Raw genomic sequence first — 15,899 nt, forward strand, 5'->3', positions numbered from 1 at the left:
CTTTGGCTGGAGTTTGGGTAAGGGATACCATAGAGTGAGGTAGTAGAGGCTAACTAACGATAATGCGCCTCCTCACCGATTCTCACCGATTGAGTGTTTCCACAGACCAAGGAGGAACCGTTGGGCGAGCACGAACCCACCGCGACCGTTCCCGCGCAGAGTATTTCTGCCCAGAATACTTCTGCACAGAACACTTCTGAACAGGCTACTTCGGCGCAGCCGCGTACCGTTGCGCCGACCGTGCGCCCGGCCCCTCCCAAGATCCCGCGCCCCGTACCGGCACCGCGCGTGGACAGCCCCCTCATTAGCGCCATTATCGCCGAGGCGGTCAGCCCCGAAGAGCTGAACGCCCGCATCCTTGAGGTCGTCTCCGAAGGCACCCCCATTATCGAGCCGGTGCACCGCGAAGACGGCAGCATCAGTGAGAACGAGCGAATCGTCACCTTTCTGTACCACAACGAGCAGGCGGAGCAGGTGCTCATGTTCATCAACCGCCTGACCGATGAGAAGAACCTTGACCGTTCCCTCATGGCCCGCATCGAGGGCACTGGCTGGTGGCAACTGAGCATGCAGATGGAAACCACTTGGCGTGCCTCCTACAACTTCTTGCCGGCGCTGCCCGGCGAGCGCCCCGCCTGGCTGGGCGATGATGACCAGGTGCGTCTGCGCGCCGCCCTGGATTCCGGTGAGGGCGACCCGCTGAACCCCGAGACCGCGTGCAACCGTATCGGTCGTTGCATGGGTGTGGTGCAGCTTGAGCACGCGCCGGTGCAGGAGTTCATCCTGACTCAGGAAGAGATTGACGCGCTGCCCGCCCCTGAGTGGATGCAGACCTCTGACGGTCACCAGTATGTGCTCGGCCGCGTGGGTGACCCCGCCCCGGATGCGCCGCTGTTCATCCAGTTCGACGGTGAGATGTGGTTCAGCCAGGGTATGGAGCACACCCTCAACCGTGCCCACGAGGCTGGCCGTATTCCGGCGATGCACGTGTTCTTCCTGCACTCTGGCGGTCGTGAGAACCGCTGGAAGGAGCTGAACGGCGACAACCCGATTGCCGACTACCTGGTAGAGATCGCGTTCCCGCACCTGGAGGCAGTGCACGGCATTAAGACCGCGCCGCAGAACATTGTGATTAACGGTCAGTCGCTGGGCGGGCTGTCCTCCCTGCTGGCGGTGCTGAGCCGCCCGGAGGCGTTTGGCGGCGCGATTGCGCAGTCTTCGTCGCTCTGGCAGCCGCAGGTCATGGACCGCCTGGACGAGCTGGAGGCGGCGGGTGAGATTGACCGCCTGCGCCACCTGTACCTTGAGATTGAGGTGGGGGAGCAGGAGTGGGTTCTGGTACCGCCTCACCGCGAGCTGAAGGAGCGCCTGGAAAAGCTGGGCCTGAAGAATGCGCGTTGCACGGCCTTCAACGGCGGTCACGATTATGCGTGCTGGCGCGGTGCGATTGTGCCGGCGTTGGAACGTATTATTGCTGCCCGCCGGGAGGCTGAGCGCGCTGAGCGGAGCTTAGCTGAGGAGTAGCGAGAGATCGCCTAGGGATCCTGCACGGGTAGAGCACACCCCGCATGGTGGGCGTGCGCGGTTCCCGTTAGGGTAAACACCGCCGCGCCCGTATCCTAGAGAAGTACAGCCTAAGAGAAGTGCAACACTACCGCGCCGCGAGGGGTGCCGAAGGGTACCCGGCGTAGGTTGCGCACCCGCCCTCATTGACGAGATGGCATCACGCTGCGAACGCACGCAGCACGTGAGCGCTATAGAAACCGCAAACGACACAGAAATCGAGAGAAGATGACCGTAGAACGTAGCCCCCTGGCCCCCACGCCGCTCATCCCCGAGTCTTTTGCCGCGAAGTACCGCGAAGCCGGCTACTGGATTGACCAGACCATCCCCGAGTTCCTGCTGGATGCATGCCGCGCTAAGCCGCACTTCCCGGCGCTGGTGGCGATCTCGCACGCGCAGCTTACTGAGGACGGCAAGCCTCAGCAGATTCGCCTCTCCTACGGTGAGCTGGAGGCGGCAGGTCGTGCCGCTGCTGCGCGCCTCGTTCAGGCTGGCGTGCAGCCCGGTGACCGTGTGCTGCTGCAGCTGGGTAACACCGCCGAGTACCTGGTGTACCTGCTGGGTATTTTCTGGGCGGCGGCGCTGCCGGTGTTCTGCCTGCCGCAGCACCGCACCACCGAGCTCGTGCACTTTGCGACCCGCACCGACGCGGCGGCGCACGTGTTCTCTTCGCTGACCCCGGGCGCAGATTTTACCGCCCTGCACGAGGACGTTGCCGCCGAGCTGCGCAAGAACTCCCTGGAGCCGCCGGTTGCTATTGATGTTGCGGAGCCGCTGACCCCTCTGACCGAAGAGGAGCTCGCTGAAGAGTTCGTGCCCGGCGTCATTCAGAACACCGAGAACCTGCGTGCGAGCGAGCAGGTGGCGTTCCTGCAGCTCTCCGGCGGTACGACCGGCATTTCGAAGCTGATTCCTCGCACTCACGCCGCCTACCTGTACTCGGTGCGCGGCTCGGTCGATATCTGCAAGCTGAACAACAACACGACCATGCTCGTGGTGCTGCCCGCCGCGCACAACTTCACGATGAGCTCGCCCGGTATTCTGGGCGTCATGTGCGCCTCCGGCAAGCTGGTGTTTGCGGCGGATCCGTCCCCGCAGACTGCGTTCCACCTCATTGAGATGGAGGGTGTGACCACCTCCGCGCTGGTGCCGCCGCTGGCTCAGGCGTGGGTCGCCTCCGCGGAGAAGCGCGGCGTGTCCCTGCCGTCCCTGCAGACCCTGCAGGTGGGCGGTTCGAAGCTGGCTCCGGCGGTTGCGGGCAAGATTGAGTCGGTGCTCGGTTGCACCGTTCAGCAGGTGTTCGGCATGGCTGAGGGTCTGGTGAACTACACCCGCTCGACCGACCCGATTGAGCTACGCCTGAGGACTCAGGGTTACCCGATCAGCCCCGACGACGAAATCCTGATTGTTGATGATCAGGACCAGCCGGTCAAGCGCGGCGAGAGCGGCCACCTGCTCACCCGCGGCCCGTACACGATTCGCGGCTACTACCTGGAGGAGAACGCGAACCGCTACGGATTCACCGAGGACGGCTTCTACCGCACCGGTGACATTGTGCGACTGGTCGCAGGCAAGTACCTTGAGGTGACCGGCCGCGCGAAGGACCAGATTAACCGCAATGGCGAGAAGATTGCCGTGGACGAAATCGAAGAGCTGGCGCTGACCCACCCCGACGTTTTTGACGCCGTGGTCCTGGGCATCCCGGATGAGACCGTGGGTGAGCGCGTGGGCCTGGTCATTGTGCCGCAGGAAGGCGCCGACCTGGGCGAAAACCCGCGCCGCACGATGCACGAGTTCTTCACCTCGAAGAAGCTCGCCGACTTCAAGATCCCGGAGCGCGTGCAGGTTCTGCAGGAGCTGCCCACCACGAACGTGGGTAAGATTTCTCGCCGCGAGCTGCGCGCCAAGCTTGCCGAAATTTTCGGCTAAACCCTTTGAGCTGACCATTTTCGGCTAAACCGTCGCCCTTATTCCTACCCCTATTGAGGAGAAAAATGTCCGCATTTGAGACCCTGCGCCCCATCATGGAGAAGTACATCGTCGAGCCCGACTCCCTGCAGACCGCTTTTGACGAGCCGACCACCGACCTGTTCTCCCTAGGCATGGACTCTATGGGCGCATTCGCCCTGCTCGACGACCTTGCCGCTGAGGGCGCCGTGATTGAGTTTACCGAGCTGGTGGAGAACCCGACCGTGGAGTTCATCGCCTCCCGCCTGGGCTAAGCGTTATCGCACCCCGAGTGCCCGCCTGCCGCGAATGCAGACGGGCGCCCGGGGTGTTTGCTACTCGCCTCGTTTTTCTTTGCGCCGGTTTTACGCCGTGTTGTGTGGTTGCGTTTACCCTTGTCAGTGCACTTCTGCCAGTGCACTTCTGTCAGCGTGAAGCGGCGGGGCAGTAGCCTACCTTTCACACCTACCTTTAACACACCGCATATCATCCCTAATCCAGACCCTTGTTCCAGACCTTGAGAGGCCACCATGGGCGTAGCTGATACTACCGCACCCGCTAGCTTCGGGACTGCTTCCGACCTTCGCACCGCCGCGAACCCCTCCGCACAGCACAGCGCTGACAGCCCCTGGCTGCCGCTGACCACTAACGCACGCGGTATCTACTTTGCCGCCGCGATTGACCCGACGAACCCCTGCTACAACACCGCGGAGGTTCTGCAATGCCCCGCAGACACCGACCTCGCTCTGCTGCGTGAGGCTTTTGAGCAGCTCTACCGCGAGAACGAGGGCTTCCGCGTGCGCACCCGCATTGCTGATGGTTCCGCATCCCAGCAGATTCTGACCGAGGAGGCGTTCCTCGCGGGCATTGACCTGCTCGTGGATGAGGGCGAACTGGAGGAGGGCGAACTGAGCGGCACCGCCGAGGCGGGGGAGGAGAACGCCTCTGACCTGCCCGAATCAGCCCTGCCTGACTCTGATTTGCCCGCGCCGGTGCGCGCCTGGGCGCAGCGCCTGCTCGCCCAGCCCCTCGCCACCGATGAGGGCGTGACCGTGCGTAGCGCAGTGGTGCGTTACGGCGGGTTCCTCTGGGTGTACCATTCCTTCTCCCACGTGGTTGCCGACGGATTCGCCGCGTTCAACGGCCTCTCCCGTGTGGCGGCGATATACCGCGCCCTGTCCGCCGGTCAGCCGGTTCCGGCAACCCGTCGCATGAGCCTGCAGCAGCTGCTCGACGCGGACGATGACGCCTCCACCGCCCGTGATGAAGACGTCGCCTTCTGGGAGGCGAGCGGCGCCCTGGAGCAGGAAGACACCTCGCTGGCGGGTCGTACCGCCTCCCCGTCGGCGCAGTCTGTGCGCCTGGCGTTCAGCATTGATACGCCCACCCAGCAGGCCCTGCTGGATGCGGCAAAGCAGCACGCCGTCTCCTGGCCCGTGTTGGCGACCGCCGCCGTCGGCTCGTACCTGGCGCGTGTGGGCGGCTACCCGCAGGCTTCGTTCGGTGTGCCGCAGATGAACCGCATGTTCGCCCGCACCCTGCCGGAGGCGACTCGCGCCCTGGGCACGGTGAGCGCGCAGACCGGCTGTACCGCGGTGAACGTGCTGCCGGTGCAGGTCGCGGCGACCGGCCCCATCGCGGAGTCCCTGCACTCAGTGAAGGAACAGTACGCCCGCAACGCGGAGCATCCGCTGGCTCGTCAGGAAGACCTCGAGCGTACCGCGCGTAATGCCCAGTCCAGGCTGTTTGGTGCGCAGATTAACGTGGTGCCCTTTGACGCGGTGCTGCCGCTGGCGGCACCCTCCAAGGACGAGTCCGGATCCGCGGTACCGACCGCGCGCATTCACAATATCTCTGCCGGTCCGGTTGCCGATGCGACCTTCACCCTGCGCGGCATGCCCGGCCGCGGCAACAGCATCTCCTGCGAGATTGACATGAACCCGGCGCTCTACACCGCTGAGGAGCTGGAACGTCACGCCGCCCGCCTGAGCGAGTGGCTACCCGCCTACGCGGCGGAGGCGCAGCGCGAGGGTGCCTCCCTGAACAACCTCGGCTTGGCGACCGAGGCGGAGCTTGCGACCCTGCGCGAGCTGACCGCCCCGGCGCTTACCGAGCACCCGATGGAGTACAAGACCCTGCTGGATCGTTTCCGTGACGCGGTGGCAGCGCATCCGCAGGCGCTCGCCGTGCTGGATTCTGCCCCCGTGCCCGGTGAGGTGCTCACCCCAGAGTCGGATCGCGCCTACGCTTTTGACCGCGCCCTCACCTACGCCGAGCTGGACGAGCGCGCCCGTGCGCTTGCCGCGCAGCTGCTGGACTGGGGCGTTCGCCCTTCCGATGCGGTGGGTCTGCGTGTGCACCGCGGCGCCGAGCAGTACGTGGCGCTGTACGCCCTGCTGTACGCTGGCGCCACCTACGTGCCGGTGCTTCCGGATCTGCCCGCCGAGCGTGTGGGCGTGATGATGGAGGACGCCGAATGTTCCCTGCTGCTGCACGGCCCCGGTCTGCAGCCCCTGAGCGCGGAAGAGCTGAACCCGCAGGAGCCGCAGCGTCACGCGAACCTGCCGCAGCATACTCTGCCCCTACTGAGCGCCGAGGAACCCAACGGGGAACACTCCTCAGCACCCGCCGCCGAGGAGCTTCCGGGCATGAAAACCGGCCTGGACGAGGACGCTTACGTGCTCTTCACCTCCGGCTCCACGGGCAGGCCTAAGGGCGTTGCCATCAGCCACCGCGCGATTGATAACCGCCTGCGCTGGCAGCAGCATCAGATTCCGGTGGGGGAGGGCGACCGCGTTCTGCACAAGACCCCCATCTCCTTTGACGTGCACGTGTGGGAGCTGTACTGGCCTCTCGCCGAGGGTGCCGCCGTGGTCATTGCCGCCCCGGAGGGTCACCGCGACCCCGCCTACCTGGCGCGCGTGTTTGCCGAGCAGTCCGTCACGGCGGTGCACTTTGTGCCGACCATGCTGTCGGCGCTGACCTCTTCGCCGGCGGCGCGCCGCATCCTGGCTGATGCTGGCTTCGGTCAGGATCGAGAGCAGCCCCTGCGCTACGTGGTCTGCTCGGGTGAGGCGCTGCAGAAGGACCAGGTGCAGGCTGCGGGCGAGGTTCTGGGCGTGTACCCGCTGAACCTGTACGGCCCGACCGAGGCGGCGGTGGACGTAACCTTCTGGGAGACCGCCGCCGACCCGCAGCGCGAGAGCGTGCCCATTGGCGAGCCCGTCTGGAACACCGGCACCCTGATTCTTGACCCGACCGGCCACCCCGTGCCGGTGGGTGTGACGGGCGAACTGCACCTGTCGGGCGTGCAGCTGGCGCGCGGCTACAAGAACAACCCGCAGGCGACCGCCGCGGCTTTCGTGGAGCAGGCTCCTGCTGGTGCGCTCGCACTGCTGAACGGTGAGAGTCAGCGCCTGTACCGTACGGGCGATTTGGCGTGCTGGGAGATTCTTCCCGATGGCCGTGCCGTCATTGGTTACCGCGGCCGCACGGACTATCAGATTAAGGTGCGCGGTCAGCGCCTGGAGCTGGGCGATATTGAGATGGCTCTTGCCGCGGTTGAGGGTGTGAGCGCTTCGGTGGCTCTGCTGTACCGCGGTTTGCGCGAGCCTGCCCTGGCGGCGGTGCTGGAGGTGGGCGATGTGCCCGCCGAGCGTGCCGCGCAGCTGGTGGAGACGGCGCGTGAGCATTGTGCGCAGGTTCTGCCGGATTACATGGTGCCGACCCTGTGGCATACCCTGCCTGCGTTGCCGGTGAGCCCCTCCGGTAAGGCGGATCGCAAGCTGTTGGCGTCCCTGGACCTGACCCCTCAGACTTCCGATGCCGAGGGTCCGCACGGTCTGCTGGAGCAGCAGCTGTGCTCGATTATTGCGGGTGTGCTGGGTCGTGAGCGTTTTGGCGTGGACGAGGATTTCTTCGCCTCGGGCGGTCATTCGCTGGCGGCTCTTGAGGTGATTGCCGCGGTTGAGGAGCAGCTGGGTCTGAGCGTGAGCATCGGTGCGCTGTTTGCGCATCCGACCGTGCAGGCTTTGGCGGCGTCCATTGCGGGCGAGCGTGGCGAGGGTGCCGAGTTCGCGCCGGTTCTGCCGCTGCGTGAGCACGTTTTGACTCAGCGCGAACACGTTGTGACTCAGCGTGAGCAGCCCGTTGTCCCCGATACTACCGAGGCCCCCGCGCCGCTGTTTATCCTGCCGCCTGCGGGTGGTTTGGGCTGGTGCTATGCGGGGTACCTTTCGCATCTTCCGGCTCAGCAGGGTGTGTATGCTGTGCAGGCTGAGGCGTTCTCTGATCCGCAGGCTGGGTTTGCGTCGAGCCTGCAGGAGCTGGCTGAGGGCTACCTGAAGCTGATTGAGAAGACCCTGGCGGAGCGTTCGTTGCCGCGTCGTTTTGCGTTGATGGGCTGGTCTGTTGGCGGTACTGCCGCGGTGCAGGTTGCGGCTCTGGCGCAGGCTGCGGGTGCGCAGGTTGAGCGCGTCATCCTGTTGGATGCGTATCCTTCGGAGCAGTGGCAGGGCGTGCCTGCGCCGGATGAGCAGGAGAGCTTCCGTGCGCTGTTGCGTATGGGCGGTTTGCCGGAGCCTGCGGCTGGTGAGCAGCTTGACCTGCCGGGTACGTTGGAGCGTCTGCAGCGGGCGGGTTCGGCGATGGGTTACCTACCGGAGGAGAAGTTGGGTGTGTGCTTGGGTAGTATGCGTGCTTCGGCGGCGTTGATGCGTGGTGCTGAGCAGGCGTTCTTTGATGGTGATGTGTTGCTGGTGGGTGTGCCGCATGAGGATCAGCCGTATTTGGACGCGGCGGGTTGGTCGGCGCATGCGTCGTCGTTCCGTGCGGTGCTGCTGGAGGGTACGCACCCTGATCTGGTGAATCCGGCGCGTTTGGCGGAGGTGACCGGCCACTTCGCAGGCTAACTCCCTATAACTGTTTTCCCCATAACTGATGTAGCCCGGAGGTAATAGTCGTTACCTCCGGGCTACATCAGTTAAAACATGCAGTCCAGCTACAGCACAAAGTTAAAACACGAATGCCCCCGGTCGATGAATCATCAACCGGGGGCATTCGTTTAGCTTCTAACGCAGAACCGGGGTTCTACAGTCAAATGCTTAGTGCTGCTCCAGCTCGGAGTTAGCGTTCACGTTCAGCAGGTCGTACTTAGCGAATGCCTTCGCGGGAACGTCTGCTGCAACCTCGCCGCGCTTTGCCAGCATCTGCAGGGTGCGGACAACAACCGACTCTGCATCGATGTGGAAGAAGCGACGTGCACCCGGGCGGGTGTCTGCGAAGCCGAAGCCGTCAGCACCCAGGGTTGCGAAGTCGTTCGGAACGAACTGGCGGATCTGGTCGGGAACATCCGAAGCGAAGTCGGTGGTCGCGACGATCGGGCCAGCAGCGCCAGCCAGCTTCTGGGTCACGTAAGGAACGCGAGCGGGCTGGTTCGGGTTCAGCAGAGCCTCTTCCTCAGCGGCAATGCCGTCGCGGCGCAGCTCGGTCCACGAGGTGACAGACCAGACGTCTGCGGAGACGCCCCAGTCCTCAGCCAGCAGCTGCTGAGCCTTTTCAGCCCACGGAACAGCAACGCCGGATGCCAGCAGCTGTGCCTTGGGGCCGGAGGTCAGCGGGGACTCGCTAATCTTGTGGATACCCTTGATGATGCCCTCAACGTCAACGTTTGCCGGCTCAGCAGGCTGGTGAATCGGCTCGTTGTACACGGTCAGGTAGTACATGACGTTGTGGTCTTCGTCCTTGGTACCGTACATCTGCTCGATACCGCGCTCCACGATGTGAGCGATCTCGTAGCCGTAAGCCGGGTCGTAGATCTTGAACGCCGGGTTGGTGGACGCCAGAATCGGGGAGTGGCCATCGTTGTGCTGCAGACCCTCGCCGGACAGGGTGGTACGACCTGCGGTTGCACCGATGACGAAGCCGCGGCACAGCTGGTCGGCAGCAGCCCAGAAGCCGTCGCCAGTGCGCTGGAAGCCGAACATCGAGTAGAAGATGTAAATCGGGATCATCGGCTCGCCGTGGGTGTCGTAGGAGGAGCCCAGTGCGATGAACGCAGCGGTTGCGCCTGCCTCGTTAATACCCACGTGAACGATCTGGCCCTCGGGGGACTCGGTGTAGGTGAGCATGAGCTGGTGGTCAACGGGCACGTAGTTCTGACCGTTGGGGTTGTACAGCTTAGCCGAGGGGAAGAAGGAGTCCATACCGAAGGTACGTGCCTCATCGGGGGTGATGGGAGCGATACGGTGACCGAAGCCCTTCACGCGCATGAGGTCCTTCATCAGGCGGACGAACGCCATGGTGGTAGCAGCGGTCTGCTTGCCGGAGCCCTTCTTGGTCTGTGCGTAGACCTTGGACTCGGGCAGGATAATCTCAGGCTGGGTGTTTGCACGGCCGGGGATGTAACCGCCGAGTTCCTTACGGCGTGCGTGCATGTACTGCAGTGCCGGGTGGCTTGCCTCGGGCACGTAGTACGGCGGGTTGTACAGATCCTTCTCCAGCTCCTCGTCGGAGATGGGGATGTTCAGGTGGTCACGGAAGCCCTTCAGTGCTTCCATGGTGAACTTCTTGATCTGGTGGGTGGAGTTACGTGCCTCGAAGTAGGGGCCGAGCTCCGCACCCTTAATGGACTGTGCCAGGATGACGGTGGGCTTGCCCTTGGTCTCCATAGCTTCCTTGTAGGCTGCGTAGAGCTTCTTGTCGTCGTGGCCACCCAGGCGCAGGTTGAAGATCTGCTCGTCGGTCAGGTCTGCAACCAGTTCCTTGGTTTCGGGGTACTTGCCGAAGAAGTGCTCGCGGATGTAGCCACCGTCTTCGCCACGGAAGGTCTGGTAGTCACCGTCGAGGGTCTCGTTCATCAGCTGGATGAGCTTGCCGCTCTTGTCCTTCTTGAGCAGCTCGTCGTAGTCGGAGCCCCACAGGACCTTGATGACGTGCCAGCCTGCGCCGCGGAAGAATGCCTCGAGCTCCTGAACGATCTTGCCGTTACCGCGAACGGGGCCGTCCAGACGCTGCAGGTTGCAGTTGACGACGAAGGTCAGGTTGTCCAGGTGCTCGTTTGCAGCCAGCTGCAGTGCACCACGCGACTCGGGCTCGTCCATTTCGCCGTCGCCCAGGAATGCCCAGACGTGCTGCTCGGAGGTGTCCTTGATCTTGTGGTTGTGCAGGTACTTGTTGAAGGATGCCTGGTGGATTGCGTTCAGGGGGCCCAGACCCATGGAAACGGTCGGGAACTGCCAGAACTCGGGCATGCAACGGGGGTGCGGGTACGAAGGAATACCGTTTGCGCCCTTGGTCTTCTCCTGGCGGAAGCCGTCCATCTGCTCTTCGGTCAGGACGCCCTCAACGAATGCGCGGGAGTAGACACCGGGGGAGGAGTGACCCTGGAAGAAGACCTGGTCACCGCCACCGGGGTGGTTACGGCCGCGGAAGAAGTGGTTCTGGCCCATTTCGTAGAGGTCAGCCACACCTGCGAAGGTGGAGATGTGACCGCCAACGCCGATGCCCTTCTTCTGGGCACGCTGAACCATGATTGCTGCGTTCCAACGAATCCATGCGCGGTACTGGCGCTCGAGTTCCTCATCACCGGGGTACTCGGGCTGCTGGTCGACGGGGATGGTGTTGATGTAGTCGGTCTTGACCAGAGTCGGGACCTTAACACCCTTTGCGCCAGCCTCCTTGAGTAGTGCGCGAAGGATGTACTCTGCACGCTCGGTGCCGTGAGTCTTGATAAGGTCCTCGAGGGACTCGGCCCACTCCTGGGTCTCTTCTACGTCGATGTCCTTGAAGCCATCGAGAAGGGTGCTCAGGGAGTGCTCGTTCGGTACGTTAGCCAAACTAATCCAACCTCTCTTCTGTGCGGTTGTGAGATCGCCCGCCGCGCGTTGTTGCGTTGTCGAACAATCTTTGTGTTTAAGCGCTATAGGTCTGTAAGACCCACTTCGCTTCTTATCTCTACTATCTTAGACCTAAAGGTGCCTCTCTTGGTCTCAAATGGGGGTTTTTGTGATGTGGGTTTCGCATTGTGGCTATCTGAGTGGGAAAAATGCGCATCAAAAGTACTAGTTAGGGTCTTTTTGCACCTAAATGGCGCGGAATGACGGGGTTGGCGGAATGGCGCGGAACGAGGGGGCGTGACCCATCTGAGGGGAGGGTGTCAACTATGGCTTGGTGTGGCTTGGTGTGGGGTGCAGTGGGAAAAGGAAAAAAATATTGAGACATAGAACACGCTCCGTGGATTTGCATGTCATACCGAAAGCCCGTATAGTTTTTTCTTGTGTTCGCCACTGGGTCGTCAAACGAAACGGTGAGAACTACGGGTCTTTAGCTCAGCTGGTAGAGCGCCACGTTTACACCGTGGATGTCATCGGTTCGATCCCGGTAGGACCCACCAATTACCCCGGTACCGCAAGGTATCGGGGTTTTTCCGTTCTAAGCACTTTCTCCACGCGCTATATCTCTCCAAGAGTGAGAAGGGCGACTCTTCAGAGCATAAAAGTGCACTCCACCTATATATAGCCTGCCCTCAGCGCGTATCCTTATATACATGACTGAAAACAAGAAGGCACAGATTGGTGTCACCGGCCTTGCTGTCATGGGCGCGAACCTCGCCCGCAACCTGGCACGTAACGGCTACACCGTGGCACTGCACAACCGTTCCGTAGAGAAGACCGACGCACTGCTGGCTGAGCACGGCGCAGACGGCGACTTCATCCGTACCGAGTCCCTGCAGGAACTCGTCGACTCCCTCGAGTCTCCCCGCCGCATCCTGATTATGGTCAAGGCGGGCGCACCCGTCGACGCTGTTATCGAGCAGCTCACCCCCATGCTCGATGAGGGCGACATCATTATTGACGGCGGTAACTCCCACTTCCCCGACACCATCCGTCGCGAGCACGCCCTGGCTGAAAAGGGCCTGCACTTCGTGGGCGTCGGCGTGTCCGGTGGTGAGGAAGGCGCCCTCTGGGGCCCCTCCATGATGCCCGGCGGCTCCGCCGAGTCCTACAAGCACATCGGCCCCATGCTCGAGAAGATTGCCGCTAAGGCTCCCCAGGACGGCGCACCCTGCTGCGCATGGATCTCCACCGACGGCTCCGGCCACTTCGTGAAGATGGTCCACAACGGCATCGAGTACGCCGACATGCAGGTGATTGGCGAGGCCTACGACCTGCTGCGTTCCGTGGCCGGCATCGAACCCGCCGAGCAGGCAGAGATCTTCAAGGCCTGGAACAAGACCGAGCTGAACTCCTACCTGATCGAAATCACCTCCGAGGTGCTCGCACAGGTGGACGCCAAGACCGGCAAGCCCCTGGTCGACGTAATCGTTGACGCCGCCGGCCAGAAGGGTACCGGCCTGTGGACCGCTAAGGCTGGCCTGGACCTCGGTTCTCCCGTCTCCGCTATCGCAGAGTCCGTGTTCGCACGCGCCCTCTCCTCCTCCGAGCGTGAGCAGCGCGAGCAGGCACAGCGCGAACTGCCCGCAGGCCTAATCGCAACCACCGGTATCGGTGCAGGCGACCCCGAGTTCGTTGAGGATGTGCGCCGCGCGCTCTTCGCGTCCAAGCTCGTGGCCTACGCACAGGGCATGGACCTGCTCACCCGCGCAGGCAAGGAATACGGTTGGGACCTGAAGCTGGACACCATCGCATCGCTGTGGCGTGCAGGCTGCATCATCCGCGCCGAGCTGCTGGGCGACATCATGGCTGCTTACGCTGATGAGGCTCCCGCGAACATGCTGCTGGCACCCGCCTTCAAGAACCTTATGGAGGAGCTCGTTCCTTCCTGGCGTCGCGTGGTGGCTAAGGCAACCGCACTGGGCATCCCCGTGCCGGTGTTCGCTTCCGCACTGTCCTACTACGACGGTCTGCGCCGCGACCGCCTGCCCGCATCCCTGATTCAGGGCCAGCGTGACTTCTTCGGTGCGCACACCTACGGTCGTATCGACGAAGAGGGCGCCTTCCACACCATGTGGAGCGGTGACCGTTCCGAGGTGAACGCAGCGGACATTCACGTTCACTAAGCTCCCGTAGCTAAATACGTCAAAGCCCGCCTTCGGCTGGATGAGAATCCGGTCGAAGGCGGGCTTTCGTTATGTCTTCAATATGTTGTTGCGCAGGGTACTAGAGAGAAGCGCCCCTAGGGGAAGAACCGTAGGGGAGAGGCGCCACTGGAGCTTGCAGGAAGCCTCCAGGTGCGCCTCTACCGCCTCAAAACGCTTGCCAAGCGCTAAATCCACATGGCGGGGTCAATGTACTCCACAGCGTCCACCAGCGGCTTCTTCTTCTCCGGGGTACGCGGGCGGTGCTTCGCCGGAATACCGGTAATAATCGAATCGGCGGGGTGATCGTTGACGACCACAGCGTTCGCACCAATAGCGCTATCGGCACCAATCTCCACCGGGCCCAGCACCTTCGCGCCGGCGCCAATGGTCACACGGTCACCAATAGTGGGGTGACGCTTCACCTTCTCCAGGGAACGACCGCCCAGGGTCACGCCGTGGTACAGCATCACGTCGTCACCAACCTCAGCGGTCTCACCAATCACAATGCCCATGCCGTGATCAATGAAGAAACGGCGGCCAATGGTCGCACCGGGGTGAATCTCCACACCGGTCAGAAAACGAGCAAACTGCGAGAGAGTACGAGCCAGAGCCTTCGTCTCATCCTTCTGCCAGAGCTTATGGGTCAGACGGTGAACCCAAATCGCGTGCATACCCGAATAGTTCAGCGCAATCTCGACAGCGCCGCGCGCAGCAGGATCGTGCTGGCGGACGTTCTCAATATCTTCACGCAGACGCGCAATAAAACTCATGGGTTCCCTTTCCCTCATCGGTCGCGCTCTGTGTATGCGACCTTTCCAAAGGTACCAACAACGGTGCTCATTCACCTATTCCCGAACTCTGTCGTCGTCATAGTGAGTGCTCTCTTTAACATCTCGGTCACAATTGCGTGCGGAACGTAATATTCGGGCTCGGGCGGGTCTCAGCGGGGGAGCATCGCGAGAAAACGCAAACGCTCCGCCCCGGCATGCAACCGGGACGGAGCGTCGAACACTGCGTACTGTTCTAGATGGCGGCCTCACGGGGAGGGGTGCCGAAGACCGGGGCCTATTAGCCGCGGATATCCTCGTACAGAGCGGTAGAGATGTAACGCTCACCGAAGTCGGGAACGATAGCCACAATCAGCTTGTCCTTGTTCTCAGACTTCTTAGCCTCCTCCAGAGCAGCCCACACAGCCGCACCGGAAGAAATACCGCCCAGAATACCTTCCTGGGTAGCCAGCAGGCGGGAGGTGCGCATAGCATCCTCAGCGCTGACCGGAGTCACCGAATCGTAGATGCCGCGGTCCAGGGTGTCGGGAACGAAGTTAGCGCCCAGGCCCTGAATCTTGTGGGGGCCAACGCGACCCTCGGAGAGCAGCGGGGAGTCCTTCGGCTCAACCGCAACAACCTTCACGTCCGGGTTCTGCTCCTTCAGGTACTTACCGGTACCGGAGATGGTGCCGCCGGTGCCAATACCCGCCACGAAAATGTCGACCTTACCGTCGGTTGCTTCCCAAATCTCGGGGCCGGTGGTGTTGTAGTGAATGGTGGGGTTCGCCTCGTTGGAGAACTGGGACGCCAGGATAGCGTTCTCGGTGGTCGCAACGATTTCCTTAGCCTTCTCCACAGCGCCGCGCATACCCTCGGTACCGGGGGTCAGCACAATCTGAGCACCGTAAGCGCGCAGCAGCACGCGACGCTCAGCAGACATGGTCTCCGGCATGGTCAGGATGACGCGGTAACCGCGAGCAGCACCCACCATAGCCAGCGCAATACCGGTGTTACCGGAAGTGCCCTCAACAATGGTGCCGCCGGGCTTCAGCGCACCCGACTTCTCAGCAGCGTCAATGATGGCGCGACCGATGCGGTCCTTAACCGAACCAGCGGGGTTGTAGAACTCAAGCTTGACCGCTACGTTACCGGGAAGACCTTCGTCCAGTCGGTTCAGCTTAACCAGGGGGGTCTGGCCGGTTGCTTCAACAATGCTGTTGAGAATCTTTGCCATGGGGTGCTCCTTCATGAGCTTGGGGGAGGCCAGCCGCGACGGGGTCTCCGCAATGAATAATCGGTTACGTGGCAACTCTACTACTCACCGGCGGCAGGTTTAAACCTGCGGTCACAGTTCGTAATAATGCCAGAGAAAAACCTCAAGGAACGAGGTTCAGAAAGAGGGTACAGAAAAGCGCCGCACAAACCCTTTCTCGACAAAGGATGATGAATGTGCGGCGCTCTCTAGAAACATTATGTAGCCCAAAAGACAACCTCTGTATATAAGAGTAGTGATGAACTCCGTTCACCGCAAGCTGGAGCCACAAATTTTATTGCCATCAATGGAAAAAACAGTAGAAAAC

At 62.3% G+C, this 15,899-nt stretch carries 8 protein-coding genes and 1 tRNA gene; 6 read left to right on the forward strand and 3 right to left on the reverse strand.

Going from position 1 to position 15,899, the window contains the following annotated elements:
* Window positions 1-120 precede the first annotated feature (120 nt).
* The 4 genes from HMPREF2527_RS02080 (at window position 121) to HMPREF2527_RS02095 (ending at window position 8,420) form a co-directional block, all read left to right on the forward strand.
* A complete protein-coding gene (locus HMPREF2527_RS02080; protein ID WP_141744433.1) occupies window positions 121-1,524 on the forward strand; it encodes an enterochelin esterase domain-containing protein in 1,404 nt (467 codons plus the stop codon).
* A 267-nt stretch (window positions 1,525-1,791) separates the two neighbouring features.
* Entirely contained in the window at window positions 1,792-3,492 is a 1,701-nt protein-coding gene (locus HMPREF2527_RS02085) for a (2,3-dihydroxybenzoyl)adenylate synthase (RefSeq protein WP_070506033.1), read from the forward strand.
* 65 nt (window positions 3,493-3,557) lie between these two features.
* A complete protein-coding gene (locus tag HMPREF2527_RS02090; RefSeq protein ID WP_005507422.1) occupies window positions 3,558-3,785 on the forward strand; it encodes a phosphopantetheine-binding protein in 228 nt (75 codons plus the stop codon).
* Window positions 3,786-4,040: 255 nt separating this feature from the next.
* A complete protein-coding gene (locus HMPREF2527_RS02095) occupies window positions 4,041-8,420 on the forward strand; it encodes a non-ribosomal peptide synthetase (RefSeq protein WP_210390351.1) in 4,380 nt (1,459 codons plus the stop codon).
* Between the two features lie 192 nt (window positions 8,421-8,612).
* Here HMPREF2527_RS02095 and aceE read toward each other — a convergent pair whose 3' ends face one another.
* Window positions 8,613-11,345, reverse strand: coding sequence for a pyruvate dehydrogenase (acetyl-transferring), homodimeric type (gene aceE / locus HMPREF2527_RS02100; RefSeq protein WP_049352774.1), 2,733 nt, complete (start codon window positions 11,343-11,345; stop codon window positions 8,613-8,615).
* Between the two features lie 481 nt (window positions 11,346-11,826).
* Here aceE and HMPREF2527_RS02105 point away from each other — a divergent pair.
* Window positions 11,827-11,902: transfer RNA gene (locus tag HMPREF2527_RS02105), tRNA-Val, on the forward strand.
* A gap of 153 nt (window positions 11,903-12,055) precedes the next feature.
* Window positions 12,056-13,528, forward strand: coding sequence for an NADP-dependent phosphogluconate dehydrogenase (gndA, locus tag HMPREF2527_RS02110; RefSeq protein ID WP_070506035.1), 1,473 nt, complete (start codon window positions 12,056-12,058; stop codon window positions 13,526-13,528).
* Between the two features lie 206 nt (window positions 13,529-13,734).
* On the opposite strand, the gene epsC is transcribed toward gndA, so the two are convergent.
* The gene (gene epsC / locus HMPREF2527_RS02115; RefSeq protein WP_005505599.1) at window positions 13,735-14,319 is read right to left on the reverse strand and encodes a serine O-acetyltransferase EpsC; all 585 of its coding nucleotides are present in this window, start codon (window positions 14,317-14,319) and stop codon (window positions 13,735-13,737) included.
* Window positions 14,320-14,617: 298 nt separating this feature from the next.
* The gene (gene cysK / locus HMPREF2527_RS02120; RefSeq protein WP_070506037.1) at window positions 14,618-15,553 is read right to left on the reverse strand and encodes a cysteine synthase A; all 936 of its coding nucleotides are present in this window, start codon (window positions 15,551-15,553) and stop codon (window positions 14,618-14,620) included.
* Window positions 15,554-15,899 lie beyond the last annotated feature (346 nt).

The organism is Rothia sp. HMSC071B01 (assembly GCF_001808945.1).
Classification (GTDB): domain Bacteria; phylum Actinomycetota; class Actinomycetes; order Actinomycetales; family Micrococcaceae; genus Rothia.